The organism is Saccharopolyspora hirsuta (assembly GCF_008630535.1).
In the GTDB taxonomy this organism is placed as follows: Bacteria; Actinomycetota; Actinomycetes; order Mycobacteriales; family Pseudonocardiaceae; genus Saccharopolyspora; species Saccharopolyspora hirsuta.
Genome location: NZ_VWPH01000003.1, coordinates 438,933 through 453,047 on the forward strand (window position 1 = coordinate 438,933; position 14,115 = coordinate 453,047).

Here is a 14,115-nt window from a genome sequence, read left to right on the forward strand (position 1 = left end):
AGCAACCAGGGAGTCAGGCATGGCCACCGCTCGACGAGTCGCGATCATCGGCGGCAACCGGATCCCGTTCGCCCGCTCCGGCGGCCCTTACGCCCGCGCCAGCAACCAGGACATGCTCACCGCGGCGCTGGACGGCCTGGTCGCGCGCTTCGGGCTGCAGGGCGAGCAGATCGGCGAGTTCGTGGCCGGTGCGGTGCTCAAGCACAGCCGCGACTTCAACCTCGCCCGCGAGACCGTGCTCGGCTCCAAGCTGGACCCGCGCACCCCCGCGCACGACGTGCAGATGGCCTGCGCGACCGGGCTGGAAGCCGTCGTGTCGGTGGCCAACAAGATCGCCCTCGGCCAGCTGGAGGTCGGCATCGCCGGTGGCGTCGACTCGGCCAGCGACGCGCCGATCGCGGTCAACGACGACCTGCGCCGCGTCCTGCTGCGGGCCAACCACGCCAAGACCGCGGCCGGTCGGCTCAAGGCGCTGGCCGGGGTCCGCCCGCAGCACGTCGTGCCGGAGATCCCGCGCAACGCCGAACCGCGCACCGGCCTGTCCATGGGCGAGCACGCCGCGAAGACCGCGCTGGCCTGGGAGATCAGCCGCGAGGCGCAGGACGAGCTGGCCGCGCGCAGCCACCAGCGGCTCGCCGCCGCCTACGAGCGCGGCTTCTTCGACGACCTGCTGACCTCCTACCAGGGCGTGGCCCGCGACCAGAACCTGCGCCCGGACAGCTCGGTCGAGAAGCTCGCCAAGCTCAAGCCGGTGTTCGGCCGCGGCGAGGGTGCGACCATGACGGCGGGCAACTCGACGCCGCTGACCGACGGTGCCGCCACGGTGCTGCTGGCCAGCGAGGAGTGGGCCGCGCAGCGGCGGCTCCCGGTGCTGGCGTACCTGGGCGACGTGGTGTCGGCGGCGGTGGACCACGTCAGCGGTGACGAGGGGCTGCTGATGGCCCCGGCGTACGCGGTGCCGCAGCTGCTCGACCGCGCGGGACTGGGACTCGGCGACTTCGACTTCTACGAGGTGCACGAGGCGTTCGCCTCGCAGGTCCTGGCCACCCTGAAGGCCTGGCAGGACCCGGAGTTCTGCGAGGACCGCCTCGGCCGCTCCGCGCCGCTGGGCGAGATCGACCCGGCGAAGCTGAACGTGGTCGGCTCGTCCCTGGCGGCGGGGCACCCCTTCGCCGCGACGGGCGGTCGCATCGTGGCCACCCTGGCGAAGCTCCTCGCCGAGAAGGGCTCCGGCCGCGGCCTGATCTCCGTCTGCGCGGCGGGCGGCCAGGGCATGACCGCGATCCTGGAACGCCCCTGACGCTCGACCGGTCGTGAGCGGCGGTGGTCGTCCTTGCCGCCATCGCCGCTCACGAGGCGGGTTTGCGTGCCTCGACGAGGGTGCGGGTGGAGTGCGCGACGAAGGCGCCGTCGCGCTGGATCTGCTCGTGCAGGTCGCGCAGCCGGTCGAGGTGGGCGGCGACGGTGAAGCCGGGGACCGTCCAGATCACCTTGCGCAGGAAGTAGATCACCGCGCCGACGTCGAAGAACTCCGCGCGCAGCCGCTCGCAGCGCACGTCCACCACGTCCAGCCCGGCGGCGCGGGCGTCCGCGGCTTCCAGCTCCGGGTCGCGCTTGCGGCGGGCCTCGGGCTGCGGGCCGAGGAAGTGCTCCACCAGCTCCCACATGGTCCCCGGCCCCACGTGCTGGGCGAAGTAGGTCCCGCCCGGCCGCAGGACCCGCGCGATCTCCGACCACCACACGGTGGCCGGGTGCCGACTCGTCACCAGGTCGAACGCGGCGTCGGCGAACGGCAGCGGCGGCTCGTCGGGATCCGCGACGACGACCGCGCCCAGCGGGTGCAGCAGCCGCGTGGCCTTGGCGACGTTCGGCGGCCAGGACTCGGTGGCCACCACGACCGGCGGGAAGCTCGGCACCCCGGCCAGCACCTCCCCGCCCCCGGTCTGGACGTCGAGGGCCGCCGACGCCTGCGCCAAGCGCTGGCCCAGCAACCGCTGGTAGCCCCACGAAGGCCGCTGCTCGGTCGCCCGACCGTCCAACCAGGAGAAGTCCCAGCCCTCGACCGGCGCGGCCTCGCCCTCGGCCACCAGCTCCTCGAACGAACCCATGCCCCCATCGTCCAACCCCGCGCCACCGGTTTTCGGGCGGTCTCCACCTGCGGAGGAAGGCCCGATGGCCGGGGTCACCAGCTGGGTTCGGCCGCGCCGTAGGGCTGGAGGAACGGCCAGGTGAGGGTGCGGCCGTCGATCCGGCCAGGAGGTGCGACGGCGGCGATCCGGCCGTCCGGGGTGTCCAGAGTCGTCAGCCAGGGCTCGATGTCCGTCGGTGTCGTCGGGCGTTCAGCGCGGGGCTGGTCGAGGAGCCAGTGCGCGGTGCGGGCCAGGGAGAGCTCCCGCAGCCAGGTCCCGCCGAGCTCGGACTGGCGGCGGAGGCCGTCGAGGACCGCTGCCGCGCAGAGGTACCCGGTGCCGTGGTCCAGGAGCTGGCACGGCAGCGCACCCGGTCCGTCCGAAGTGGACTCGACCGTCGCGATGCCGGAGGCCGCCTGCACGATGCTGTCGAACCCGCGCCGATCACCCCACGGTCCCGAACTCCCCCAGGCGGACAGGGAAACCACCACGAGTCCGGGATGCCGCTCGGCCAGCGACTCGAACCCCAACCCGAACCGCTCGAGCGCGCCGGGCCGGTACCCGTGCACCAGGACGTCCGCTCCGCCGAGCAGTTCGTGCAGCCGCGCAAGGCCTTCCGGCGTTCGGGCGTCGAGGACCGCGCTGCGCTTGCCGAGCAGCGTGTCGTAGCTCCCGGGGCGTTCCGGGCGGTGCGGCGGGTCGATGCGCAGGACGTCCGCGCCGAGCGCCGCGAGAAACCGGGTGCACACCGGCCCGGCGATCACCCTGGTCAGGTCCAGCACCCGGAACCGGCCGCGCCGGGGCGCCGCATCGCCGGACCGCTGGGCGCTGACGAGCGGTTGCGCGTCCACCGCCCGTCCCGGCGCTTCGGCGCGCCACTGCTCCGGGCTCCGCACCGCGGCGGCGATGCCGCCTGCGCCGACCACGCGGGACTCCACCTCGCGCGCCGGTAGGCCCGCGATCGCCGACTCCACCGCGGCGACGCCGTCGGAGGTGCCGAGCGCGCGCAGCAGCGCTCCGCGGTGCCACGGGTAGTTGCCGTGCGTTCGGACCCAGCCGTCGGACGCCCGCCAGAACCGGGACATCGGGGCGAAGCCGTCCTGCGGCGACCGGCCGTTCAGGCGCAGGTGCGCTTCGCTGCGCACTGCGGCGGCGACGTGCTCGGAGGCGAGTTCCACCGGCCCGCGATCAGCGGCGAGCAGCGCAGCTCCGATGCACGCGATCGCGGTGTCCTCGACCGGGAGCCGGGATGCCAGGTGGCCGAGCTCGCCGGTCACCACCAGCTCGTCCGGGCTGCGGCCGATCCCCAGCGCGTCCAGTGCTTCCCCGAGTGCCTGCCGCCATCCCATGCCCAGATCCTCGACCCGAGCCCACCGGACCGCAGCAGCCGACGCGGAAGATCACAGCCCGCCTCGGATTTTCTCGGGATCTCTAGGTTCTGCGCTAGACAGTCGGATATTTCGCGCGACGGGTGTGGATTTGTCGACTTGTCGGTGGATCGGCAACACGCCGATGGGGATTTCTCGCCGAATATCGGGGCAGCACTAGACGGCTGGATACAGTCCGAGGGCTATGGACCCGGTTCGCAACCCCTTCGCCCCCGGTGCCGGGCAGCGGCCGCCCGAGCTGGCCGGACGCGATCGCGAGCTCGACGCCTTCGAGGTCGTGCTCGAACGCGTCGCCCGCGGTCGCCCCGAGCGCAGCCTGGTGCTCACCGGCCTGCGCGGCGTCGGCAAGACGGTGCTGCTCGGCGAGCTGCGGTCGATGGCGCTGCGGCGCGGTTGGGGCGCGGGCAAGGTCGAGGCGCGCCCGGAGGCCGGGCTGCGGCGCCCGCTGTCCGCGGCGTTGCACCGCGCGATCCGCGACCTGGCGGTCCGCCACCGCGCGCCGGACCGCGTCGAGCAGGTCCTCGCCGTGCTCAAGGCCTTCGCGCTCAAGGCCAATCCCGACGGGGCCAAGCTCCGCGACCGGTGGCAGCCGGGCATCGACGTGCCCGCCGCGCAGGGCCGCGCCGACTCCGGCGACATCGAGATCGACCTGGTGGAGCTGTTCACCGAGGTCGCGGAACTTGCGGCGGACGTCGGCGCCGGGATCGCGCTGCTGATCGACGAGATGCAGGACGTGCCGACCGAGGACGTCTCCGCGCTGTGCGCGGCCTGCCACGAGCTGTCCCAGTCGGGGGCGCCGCTGGTGGTCGTCGGTGCGGGCCTGCCGCACCTGCCCGCGGTGCTGTCGGCGAGCAAGTCCTACTCCGAGCGGTTGTTCCGGTACGTGCGGATCGACCGGCTGGACCGCTCGGACGCCGACCGCGCGGTCCTCGCGCCCATCGAGCGCGAGGAGGCCGAGATCACCCCGGACGCCCTGGATGCGCTGTTCACGATCTCCGGCGGCTACCCGTACTTCGTGCAGTCGTACGGGAAGGCGACCTGGGACGCGGCGGTGCGCAGCGAGATCAGCGCCGAGGACGTGCGGCTGGCCGCGCCGGAGGCCGAGTCGGAGCTGGCCGTCGGGTTCTTCGGCTCCCGCTACGAGCGGGCCACCCCGGCGGAGCGGGAGTACCTGCGGGCGATGGCGGAGCTGGTGGAGGGCCGCGACGAACCGGCCCCGACCGCGTCCATCGCGCAGTACCTGGAGCGCCGCCCGTCGTCGTTGTCCCCGGCGCGGGACAGCCTGATCAAGAAGGGCCTGGTCTACTCCGGCGAGCGCGGCCTGATCGCCTTCACCGTCCCGCACTTCGGCCGCTACCTGCTCACCCAGGACTGACCGGAACACCGCGCCGACCGCGTGCGCGACGAGCAGCGCTCCGCCGACCCGGGGCGCGCAGTCGGCATATCCGCAGTTCACAGGGTCGAACACCGGATCTCTCCGGTAGCGCATCCAGCTTTATAAGCAAATCTAGAGATCTTGCTAGACGTCAAGATAGAGGCCGATGAGGCCCACCGGATCGGGCGCATTAGCGTGACGTAGGACACATGTGAGTAAGGGTGTAACGAGCGGCGGCCGGGCGTCGATATGCAGGATGACCCCGCGGTGCTGTCGGACCCCCGACCTGGCAGCATCGCGGGGCTTTCCAATTCCGGCACCTCTGCCACCACCACTGATGAACCCGTCGAAACCGGGCGTTGTTCCCGGGGATCCGTGCACGAAGGGAGTCGACAATGGAAATCGTGATCATCCTGCTCGGCGCCCTGGTCCCGGCCCTGGCCGCCGCGCCCTTCTACATCAAGGACCGCAACGGCCGCTGATGTCGGAGCTGCCGGGCGCAGTGGTCACCCCCGGCGTCGTGATCGAACGCCCGCGCGAGTTCACCCGCCTCCGCGGCGAGTGCGAACTCCTCCGCGCCCGAGTCCTCGACAAGCTCCAGCCCGCCTGACCGTCCACCTGGTGGGACAGCGGGCCCCTCGGAACAGCTCCCGGGGGGCGTGTTGTTGACTCCGGGCGTGAGTGTTGAGCAGCAGAAACCGCGTGCCCGTGTCCGCGCCCCCGAGCTGGTCGGGCGCGGGTGGTTGAACACCGGCGGGGAGGAGCTACGGCTCAAGGACTTCCGGGGCAAGGTCCTGGTACTCGACTTCTGGACGTTCTGCTGCATCAACTGCTTGCACGTGCTGGACGAGCTCCGGCCGCTGGAGGCCGAGTTCGCCGCCGAGGTCGTCACCGTCGGGGTGCACTCGCCGAAGTTCGAGCACGAGGCCGATCCCGCCGCGCTGGCCGCCGCCGTCGAGCGGTACGCCGTGCACCACCCGGTGCTCGACGACCCCGAGCTGACCACCTGGCAGAACTACGCCGTCAAGGCCTGGCCGACGCTGGTCGTGGTGGACCCCGAGGGCTACGTCGTGCACGTCGCCGCTGGTGAGGGGCACGTCGAGGCGCTGCGCAGCGTCATCACCGAGGTGATCGCCGAGCACGAGGCCAAGGGCACGCTGCACCGCGGCGACGGTCCTTACGTGCCGCCCGAAGCTCCCGAGACCACGCTGCGGTTCCCGGGCAAGGTCATCGCGCTGCCGAGCGGGAACCTGCTGGTGTCGGACTCGGCGAACCACTCGCTGGTGGAGTTCGCCGCCGACGGCGAGACCGTCGTGCGGCGCATCGGCACCGGACAGCGCGGTCGGGCCGACGGCGCTGCGCCCGAGTTCTCCGAACCGGGCGGGCTCGCGCTGCTGCCGCCGCAGGTCGCCGAGCAGGTCGGCTACGACGTGGTCGTCGCCGACACCGTCAACCACCTGCTGCGCGGCGTGCGGCTCGCGGACGGGCACGTCACCACCCTGGCCGGGACCGGCGAGCAGTGGCGCGACGGCAGCGACTCCGGGCCGGGCCCGGAGACACCGCTGACCAGCCCCTGGGACGTCGCCTGGTGGGAGCCCGCCGGGGGCGTGGTGATCGCGATGGCCGGGAACCACACGCTCGGGCTGTTCGACCCGGTGTCCGGCGCGGTGCGGCGGTTCGCCGGGACCACCGTGGAGGGGCTGCGCGACGGGGCCGCCGAGGAGGCGTTCTTCGCCCAGACGTCCGGGCTGGCCGACGGCGGCGACCGGCTGTGGCTGGCCGACTCGGAGACCTCCGCGCTGCGCTGGGTCGAGGCCGACGGCGACGGGTTCGCGGTGCGGACCGCCGTCGGCACCGGGCTGTTCGACTTCGGGCACGCCGACGGCCCCGCCGAGCAGGCGCTCCTCCAGCACCCGCTGGGCGTGGCGGTGCTGCCGGACGGATCGGTCGCGATCTGCGACACCTACAACGGTGCCGTCCGGCGCTACGAACCGGCGACCGGCGAGGTCTCCACGCTGGCCACCGACGTGGCCGAGCCGTCCGGGGCCGCGGTGGTGGACGGCGAGCTGGTGGTGGTCGCCTCCGCCGCGCACCGGCTGGAGCGGCCCGTCCCGCCCGGCGTCGCCGCGCGGCTGGTGGAAGGGGCGTCGCAGCAGGTCAAGCGGCCCGCCACGGAGATCGCCCCGGGCGAGGTGGAGCTCGCGGTGGTGTTCACCCCGCCGCCGGGCACCAAGCTCGACGAGCGGTACGGGCCGTCGACCCGGTTGGAGATCAGCTCCTCGCCGGAGGGCCTGCTGCTGGAGGGCGCGGGCGCGGGCACCGACCTGACCCGGCGCCTGGTGCTGGCCGACGGCATCGAGCAGGGCGTGCTGCACGTGGTGGCGCAGGCCGCCAGCTGCGACGACGACCCCTCCGTCGAGCACCCGGCCTGCCGCCTGACCAGGCAGGACTGGGGCGTGCCGATCAAGATCTCGGCGACCGGGCCGAAGCGGCTCCCGCTGGTGATGGGCGGGCTCGACACCGAGAGCTGAACGGTCCGCGCGCCCGCGGCCGTGTGCTGGTCGGGCGGGCCGCTCGTTTCAGGAGGGGACGCGAGCGGTCCGCCCGCCCGAGCTTTCTTCGGATCCGGCGGGCTGCGCTCGGTCCGGGTGAGTGTTCGCCCTGCGCGGACAGCGGCCGTTTCCTTCGTCAGATCGGGTGAAGCGGAGTTCCGCCGGGCACGGCGCGTACCCGGCAGAACTCCGCGTCACCGTCTGTTCCGAGGCGTTCGGAGCCCGCCAGAAGCAAGGCCGTGAACAGCGGAAACGGCGGTTTCGGCGGGGTCGTTCGGGGGTGGTGGCGGGAGGAGGCGCATAACACCCGCCCTGGCCGGTCGGTCATCCGGTGGCGGCAAGTAAACTTTTCGGGTGACCGATGCCAAGCTCGAAATCCAGATGCTGCACGACCGGGTCATGGTGCGCATCTCCCCGGAGTCCGGGGAGCGCCGCAGCTCCGGCGGCATCGTGATCCCGGCGACGGCCCAGGTGGCCAAGCGGCTCGTCTGGGGCGAGGTCTTCGGCGTGGGCAGCCACGTGCGCACCGTCAAGGTCGGTGACCAGGTGCTGTTCAACCCCGAGGAGCAGTTCGAGGTCGAGATCCAGGGCCAGGCCTACCTCGTGATGCGCGAGCGCGATCTGCACGCGGTGGCCACCGAGCAGACCGAGCAGGGCACCGGGCTGTACCTGTAAACGCCCAACCCCGGTCGGTCGGCGAAATGCAGGAGCCGACGACTCCCAGGCGCCCCCACCGCAGGACCGACAGGAGAAGGGGAATCGGTGCCGGAAAACCACGACCACCCCAGCGGTGCGGACCCGTCCACCGAACGGCTCCGCACCGGTTCGGACCAGCCCCCGGCCCAGCCGGAGAGCGAGGTCGAGCAGACCACCCGGATCCCCCCGGTGCCCGCAGCGGACGAGAGCACCCAGCGCATCCAGCCCGAGTCGGACGCCGAGCGCACCGCGCAGATCGCCGCGGTGCCCGCCGACTTCACCAGCTTCCCGATCGGCGAGACCCAGGCGATCCCGCAGGTCGACGCCGGGGCCGGTGGCTGGACCGCGGTCGTCCCGCCGCAACCGGCGGCCGAGCGCAAGAAGCGCGGCCTGATCCGCGCCGGGATCGCGGCCGGTGCCGCGGTCGGCGCGCTGGCCCTGCTCTACGTCGGTGACCTGGCCCTGACCAGCGGAACCGTGCCGCGCGGCACGGTGGTGGCCGGGGTCGACATCGGCGGCATGGAACCCGCCGCGGCCGAGAGCGCGCTCCGCTCCGAGCTCGGGCCGGGCCTCGACGAGCCGGTGCAGCTGCAGGTCGGGGACCGCTCGGCGACCATCAACCCGGCCGACGCCGGGCTGCAGATGGACTGGGCGGCGACCGTGCAGGAGGCCGGGGAGCAGCCGCTGAACCCGTTCACCCGGCTGTCCTCGCTGTTCACCACCCGCGAGGTCGCGCCGGTCAGCCACGGCGACCGGGAGCAGCTGGTGGCGGCGCTGGAGCAGACCCGGCCGCAGCTGGACCGGGAGCCCGCCGAGGGCACCATCCGCTTCGAGGGCGCGAAGCCGGTGCCGGTCTCGCCGGTGACCGGCCAGTTCGTCGACGTGCAGCGGGCCACCGACGAGGTGCTGGTGCACTGGGCCGAGGACGGTCCGGTGCGGCTGCCGTTCACCGAGAAGCCGGTCAGCACCACCGAGGAAGGCGTGCAGCGGGCGCTGCGCGAGATCGCCGAGCCCGCGGTGAAGTCGCCGGTCACGGTGCGCGGCGAGGGCAGGGACGCGACCCTGGCGCCCGAAGCGATCGCCGCCGCGCTGCGGTTCGAGCCGGGCGACGAGGGCGGCCTGAAGGCGAACATCGACCTGCCGACCGTGATCGGCGCCGTCGAACCGCAGCTGGCCGGCACCATCAAGCCCGGCAAGGACGCCGAGATCGTGCTGGAGGGCGGCCAGCCCGTGGTCAAGCCGTCCACCGACGGCATCGGGGTGAACTGGGACAAGAGCTTCGAGCGGCTGATGGACGTGCTGCGCGCGCCGCAGAACCGCTCGGTGCAGGCCGTCTACGAGCACCAGCCCGCGAAGTTCACCACCGACCAGGCCAACCAGCTCGGCATCAAGGAGGTGGTCGGCGAGTTCACCACCGGGGGCTTCGAACCCGCTTCCGGCGTGAACATCCGCCGCACCGCCGAGCAGGTCAACGGCGCGATCATCAAGCCGGGCGAGACGTTCAGCCTCAACGGCCACACCGGCCCGCGCGGCACCGCGCAGGGCTACGTGGAGTCCGGGATCATCCAGGACGGCCGACCCGGGCGCGCGGTCGGCGGCGGCATCTCGCAGTTCGCCACCACCCTGTACAACGCCTCGTACTTCGCGGGCATGCAGGACGTCGAGCACAAGGCGCACAGCTACTACATCAGCCGCTACCCGGCGGGCCGCGAGGCCACGGTGTTCCAGAGCCCCAGCGGCGCGAGCATCATCGACGTGAAGTTCAAGAACGTGTCCAAGAGCGGCATCATGATCACCACGCACTGGACGCCGTCGTCGATCACGGTGAAGCTGTGGGGCACCAAGCAGTTCGACGTGTCCTCGCAGACCGGTGAGCGGACCAACCCCACGGAACCGCACGAGAAGGTCGTGCCCCCGGGCGAGCCGTGCAGCCCGAGCAAGGGCACGCCCGGCTTCACGGTGACCGACACCCGGACCATCCGGGACCTGAGCACCGGTCAGACGCGCAGCGAGACCCAGCGCACGCGCTACGAACCGCAGCCGATCATCCACTGCGGGGCCCCGCCGCCGCCCCCGTGATCGCCGACCCGAAGGCCCCCGCCGACCGGTGGGGGCCTTCGTCGTCTCAGCGGGTGGTCTGCACGAGCAGGCCGGGGTGGTCGGTGCCCTCGATCGGCAGGGTCTCCGCACGTTCGAAGTGGAAGGTGTCCATCGCGAACACGTGCTGGACGCTGCCGTCGTCCTTGCGGTACCAGCCCTCCGGCACGCAGGTCTGCACGTCGGGGGCGCCACCGGCGACCAGGCTCAGGTCCCCGCCCAGCACCGCCTGCGCGCCCAGCGCGGTCGCGACCCCGGCCAGCTCGTGGCACTGGTCCGCCGCCACCTGGCCGTCGGTCTCGGACAGGTGCGCGGTGCACGCGGAGACCTGCGAGTACGGCACGCACAGCAGCACGCGCTGCACGCCGCTGGTGTCCTGCGCGGCGAACTGCTGCTCGACCGGCTTGCCCGGGGCGCCCACGTCGGGGTGCGCCAGGATCGCCACGCCGAAGTCGCCGCGGCCGTCCCGGCACCGGGCCGGGTCACCGGTGCCCGCGTCGCCGACCGGGGTGAACTCCCAGCGGTAGCCGGTCTCGGCGGTCATCCGGGTGATGTCGGAGGCGCAGACCTCGTTGAGCGTGACCACGTCCGGTCGCCGCTGGTGGATGGCCTGGATCGCGGCGTCGACCGCCTTGCCCGCGGAGAAGCAGGCCTCGTCGCCGCTGTTGCAGAGGTTGAGCTGGAGCACGTCGAAGGATCGGGCGGCCGGGGCCTGCGCGTGCGCCGCGGGCAGCACCGCGGCAACGGCTGCCGCGAGCGCGGCCACCAACCAGAGCACGGTCGAACGACGCAACATCGTGACCTCCTTCGGGGGTTTCGCGCCGAACGGCTCGACACCCGTTGCAGTCTGCTCACCAGCGGATATCCCCTCGACCGCTGGATGGACTAGTTGGCAACTTCTCGACACCGGACCCGGTTTCACCCGTGCCGTTGATCTGTGCACGGAGAGTGATCATGATTTCGGGCGCGCGGGGCGCTCGACCGGGCCGGAATCCCCGGTTGACCAGTGGCGCGCGCCACATGAGACTGAGGGCCACTCGGTCGAGGTGGGCAAATGACCCACGGGCAGGTGGGAGGTTCGGCGGAATTCCTCTCGTCGTCCCGGCGCCGGACCGCCAGGTTTGTCGGTCCTGGCGGTCGGAGGTGGTCGGGGCGGCCGGAAAATTTGATGGCTTCGCAACATTCGGCATTGGGATTACGCCCGATCGGGTGGCACCATTCGATAACTCAGGTCCTCACCTACTAGGAGTGACATCGTGGCGCGTCGCAGAACACTTCGAGCGATGGCTCTGCTGCCCGCTCTCGCCCTCGCCACCGCAGCCGCGGCGGGTTGTGCCGAGTCCACCACCGCCGGTGGCGGCACCGCGGACGGCGGGGTGGAGGTGATCAAGGCCGGGTTCCTCACCACCTGCACGCACATGGACTACAAGCCCTTCCAGTTCCACGACCAGGGCAAGATCGTCGGCTTCGACGTCGACCTGGTCGACGCGATCGCCAAGGACATGGGCCTCAAGCAGGAGATCGTGGACACCCCCTTCGAGGGCATCCAGTCCGGCGAGGACCTGAACACCCGGCGCTGCGACGTCGCCGCCGCGGCCATGAGCATCACGCCCGCCCGCGAGGAGAACTTCGACTTCTCCGACCCGTACTTCGAGGCCACCCAGGCGCTGCTGGTCAAGAAGGGCGCGAACATCCACGGCCTGCAGGACCTGCGCGGCAAGAAGCTCGGCGTGCAGCTGTCCACCACCGGCGAGACCTACGCCAACGACAACAAGGCCGCCAACGGCTACGAGGTCGTGCAGTTCGAGGACCTGCCGCTGTCGGTGACCGCGGTGCAGACCGGCCAGGTCGACGCGGCGATCAACGACAACAGCGTGCTGGCCGACTTCGTCAAGAACAACCCGGAGGTGGAGATCACCACCGAGTTCACCACCGGTGACCAGTACGGCATCGGCATGGCGACCGGCAACACCGCGCTGAAGGAGCGCGTCAACGCCGCCCTGAAGAAGCTCAAGGACACCGGCGAGTACGACAAGATCTACGAGAAGTGGTTCGGCAAGAAGCCGGAGTGAGCTCGGCGCTCTTCGAGTTCTCAGCAGCGGGGTCGGCGGATGCTCCAACCGCCGACCCCGAACACTGATCAGGAGACTTCATGACAACCGACACCGAGCGACCCAGGTCGGGACTGGGGCGGCGGCAGCGGGCGAGGCTGAACCGGGGCATCCAGTACGCGGTGCTGGCCGTGGTCCTCGTCGTGGTGGCCGTGATCGCGGACTGGGGTTCGATCGCGCGGGCGTTCTTCAACGTCGACGTGGCGATCGCGCAGTTCCCGGCGGTGATCACCACCGCCCTGGTGAACACCATCATCTACACCGCGCTCGGCTTCGCCTTCGGCCTCGCGCTGGGCATCGTGCTGGCGCTGATGAAGATGTCGCCGGTCGGCCCCTACCGCTGGATCGCCACCGGCTACATCGAGCTGTTCCGCGGGCTGCCCGCGCTGCTGGTGTTCATCGCGCTGGGCTTCGGCGTGCCGATCGCCTTCCAGCTGCGGTTCGACATCTACTCCACCGCGATGCTGGCCCTCGGCCTGGTCGGCGCCGCCTACATGGCCGAGACCATCCGGGCGGGCATCCAGGCGGTGCCGAAGGGGCAGGTCGAGGCGGCGCGCTCGCTCGGCATGTCGCCGACCCGGACCATGATCACCGTGGTGATGCCGCAGGCGTTCCGGATCATCCTGCCGCCGCTGACCAACGAGCTGATCCTGCTGACCAAGGACTCCTCGCTGATCTACCTGCTCGGCCTGGCCAGCAACGAGTACGAGCTGGCCAAGTACGGCCGGGCGGCGCTCAACGAGTACGCGTCGCTGACGCCGCTGCTGATCGCCGGGCTCTGCTACCTGATCATCACCATCCCGCTCTCCCGGGTGTCGAACCTGCTGGAGCGCAAGTACGGCAGCGGGGTGCGGACCAAGGGCGGCCACGGAGGTGCCGGGGCATGAGCGACGTGGTTATCGAGCTCTCGGGACTGGGCAAGTCCTTCGGCTCGCTGGAGGTGCTGCGCGGCATCGACCTGCAGGTCGAGCGCGGTGAGGTGGTGTGCATCATCGGGCCGTCCGGGTCCGGCAAGTCCACCCTGCTGCGCTGCGTGAACCTGCTGGAGGAGCCGACCGCGGGCAAGGTCGTGGTGGACGGCACCGAGCTCACCGACCCGGACACCGACCTGGACGGCGCGCGGCGGCACGTCGGCATGGTGTTCCAGCAGTTCAACCTGTTCTCGCACCTGCACGTGCTGGACAACCTGACGATCGCGCAGCGCAAGGTGCTGGGGCGGGACAAGAAGACCGCCGAGAAGGTCGCGCGGGAGAACCTGGACCGGGTCGGGTTGGCGGAGAAGGCCGACGCGATGCCCGCGCAGCTCTCCGGCGGCCAGCAGCAGCGGGTCGCGATCGCGCGGGCGCTGTCGATGAACCCGCGGGTGATGCTGTTCGACGAGCCGACCTCGGCGCTGGACCCGGAGCTGGTCGGCGACGTGCTCGGCGTGATGCGCCAGCTCGCCGACGAGGGCATGACGATGCTGGTGGTGACCCACGAGATGCAGTTCGCCCGCGAGGTCGCCGACCGGGTGCTGTTCATGGACGGCGGCGTGATCGTCGAGCAGGGCCCGCCGTCCGAGGTCATCGGAAACCCGAAGGAGGAGCGCACCCGCACCTTCCTGGCCCGGGTCCTCGACCCCACCCACACCCACCCCGAGGCTCCCGCGGAGTGATGCGATTTCAATTGAGGTTTTTCCAACCTCGTTCTGCGTGGCGGTGCGGGTGGCGCGGCTGCGGTCCACGGACAGGATGAACAAGTTCAATGGAAATCGGACATCCGATTTCC

At 71.6% G+C, this 14,115-nt stretch carries 12 protein-coding genes; 9 read left to right on the forward strand and 3 right to left on the reverse strand.

Annotated elements, in window-relative coordinates; all coding sequences use genetic code 11:
* Positions 1 to 19 precede the first annotated feature (19 nt).
* Entirely contained in the window at positions 20 to 1,300 is a 1,281-nt protein-coding gene (locus F1721_RS08205) for an acetyl-CoA C-acetyltransferase (RefSeq protein WP_150065938.1), read from the forward strand.
* A gap of 49 nt (positions 1,301 to 1,349) precedes the next feature.
* Here the strand turns inward: F1721_RS08205 and F1721_RS08210 are convergent, their stop codons facing one another.
* Positions 1,350 to 2,108, reverse strand: a complete 759-nt coding sequence (locus F1721_RS08210; RefSeq protein WP_150065939.1) for a class I SAM-dependent methyltransferase — start codon at positions 2,106 to 2,108, stop codon at positions 1,350 to 1,352.
* 74 nt (positions 2,109 to 2,182) lie between these two features.
* Positions 2,183 to 3,478: a CoA transferase gene (locus F1721_RS08215; RefSeq protein ID WP_150065940.1), complete on the reverse strand. Its 1,296-nt coding sequence runs from the start codon at positions 3,476 to 3,478 to the stop codon at positions 2,183 to 2,185.
* A gap of 223 nt (positions 3,479 to 3,701) precedes the next feature.
* Between F1721_RS08215 and F1721_RS08220 the strand changes: the two genes are divergently transcribed.
* From F1721_RS08220 to F1721_RS08235, 5 genes are all read left to right on the forward strand, one after another.
* A complete protein-coding gene (locus F1721_RS08220; RefSeq protein ID WP_150065941.1) occupies positions 3,702 to 4,892 on the forward strand; it encodes an ATP-binding protein in 1,191 nt (396 codons plus the stop codon).
* A gap of 481 nt (positions 4,893 to 5,373) precedes the next feature.
* Positions 5,374 to 5,502, forward strand: coding sequence for a hypothetical protein (locus tag F1721_RS35300; RefSeq protein ID WP_281288746.1), 129 nt, complete (start codon positions 5,374 to 5,376; stop codon positions 5,500 to 5,502).
* Positions 5,503 to 5,569: 67 nt separating this feature from the next.
* Positions 5,570 to 7,423 (forward strand): NHL domain-containing thioredoxin family protein, encoded by a 1,854-nt coding sequence (locus tag F1721_RS08225; protein ID WP_150065942.1) that lies wholly within the window; start codon positions 5,570 to 5,572, stop codon positions 7,421 to 7,423.
* Positions 7,424 to 7,798: 375 nt separating this feature from the next.
* Positions 7,799 to 8,119, forward strand: coding sequence for a GroES family chaperonin (locus tag F1721_RS08230; RefSeq protein WP_150065943.1), 321 nt, complete (start codon positions 7,799 to 7,801; stop codon positions 8,117 to 8,119).
* Positions 8,120 to 8,206: 87 nt separating this feature from the next.
* Positions 8,207 to 10,219 (forward strand): VanW family protein, encoded by a 2,013-nt coding sequence (locus F1721_RS08235; RefSeq protein WP_150065944.1) that lies wholly within the window; start codon positions 8,207 to 8,209, stop codon positions 10,217 to 10,219.
* Positions 10,220 to 10,265: 46 nt separating this feature from the next.
* Here F1721_RS08235 and F1721_RS08240 read toward each other — a convergent pair whose 3' ends face one another.
* Positions 10,266 to 11,033 (reverse strand): endonuclease/exonuclease/phosphatase family protein, encoded by a 768-nt coding sequence (locus F1721_RS08240; protein ID WP_150065945.1) that lies wholly within the window; start codon positions 11,031 to 11,033, stop codon positions 10,266 to 10,268.
* 487 nt (positions 11,034 to 11,520) lie between these two features.
* Between F1721_RS08240 and F1721_RS08245 the strand changes: the two genes are divergently transcribed.
* From F1721_RS08245 to F1721_RS08255, 3 genes are all read left to right on the forward strand, one after another.
* Positions 11,521 to 12,309: a basic amino acid ABC transporter substrate-binding protein gene (locus F1721_RS08245; protein ID WP_170301401.1), complete on the forward strand. Its 789-nt coding sequence runs from the start codon at positions 11,521 to 11,523 to the stop codon at positions 12,307 to 12,309.
* Positions 12,310 to 12,389: 80 nt separating this feature from the next.
* Positions 12,390 to 13,235 (forward strand): amino acid ABC transporter permease, encoded by an 846-nt coding sequence (locus F1721_RS08250; protein WP_150065946.1) that lies wholly within the window; start codon positions 12,390 to 12,392, stop codon positions 13,233 to 13,235.
* Entirely contained in the window at positions 13,232 to 14,002 is a 771-nt protein-coding gene (locus tag F1721_RS08255) for an amino acid ABC transporter ATP-binding protein (RefSeq protein ID WP_150065947.1), read from the forward strand. The genes F1721_RS08250 and F1721_RS08255 overlap by 4 nt, the downstream gene beginning before the upstream one ends.
* Positions 14,003 to 14,115: the final 113 nt, after the last annotated feature.

Excerpts from the sequence above, each read along its gene's own strand:
- F1721_RS08205 (WP_150065938.1), top strand. The coding sequence starts at position 20 with ATGGCCACCGCTCGACGAGTCGCGATCATCGGCGGCAACCGGATCCCG.
- F1721_RS08210 (WP_150065939.1), bottom strand. The coding sequence starts at position 2,108 with ATGGGTTCGTTCGAGGAGCTGGTGGCCGAGGGCGAGGCCGCGCCGGTC.
- F1721_RS08215 (WP_150065940.1), bottom strand. The coding sequence starts at position 3,478 with ATGGGATGGCGGCAGGCACTCGGGGAAGCACTGGACGCGCTGGGGATC.
- F1721_RS08220 (WP_150065941.1), top strand. The coding sequence starts at position 3,702 with ATGGACCCGGTTCGCAACCCCTTCGCCCCCGGTGCCGGGCAGCGGCCG.
- F1721_RS35300 (WP_281288746.1), top strand. The coding sequence starts at position 5,374 with ATGTCGGAGCTGCCGGGCGCAGTGGTCACCCCCGGCGTCGTGATCGAA.
- F1721_RS08240 (WP_150065945.1), bottom strand. The coding sequence starts at position 11,033 with ATGTTGCGTCGTTCGACCGTGCTCTGGTTGGTGGCCGCGCTCGCGGCA.
- F1721_RS08245 (WP_170301401.1), top strand. The coding sequence starts at position 11,521 with ATGGCTCTGCTGCCCGCTCTCGCCCTCGCCACCGCAGCCGCGGCGGGT.
- F1721_RS08250 (WP_150065946.1), top strand. The coding sequence starts at position 12,390 with ATGACAACCGACACCGAGCGACCCAGGTCGGGACTGGGGCGGCGGCAG.
- F1721_RS08255 (WP_150065947.1), top strand. The coding sequence starts at position 13,232 with ATGAGCGACGTGGTTATCGAGCTCTCGGGACTGGGCAAGTCCTTCGGC.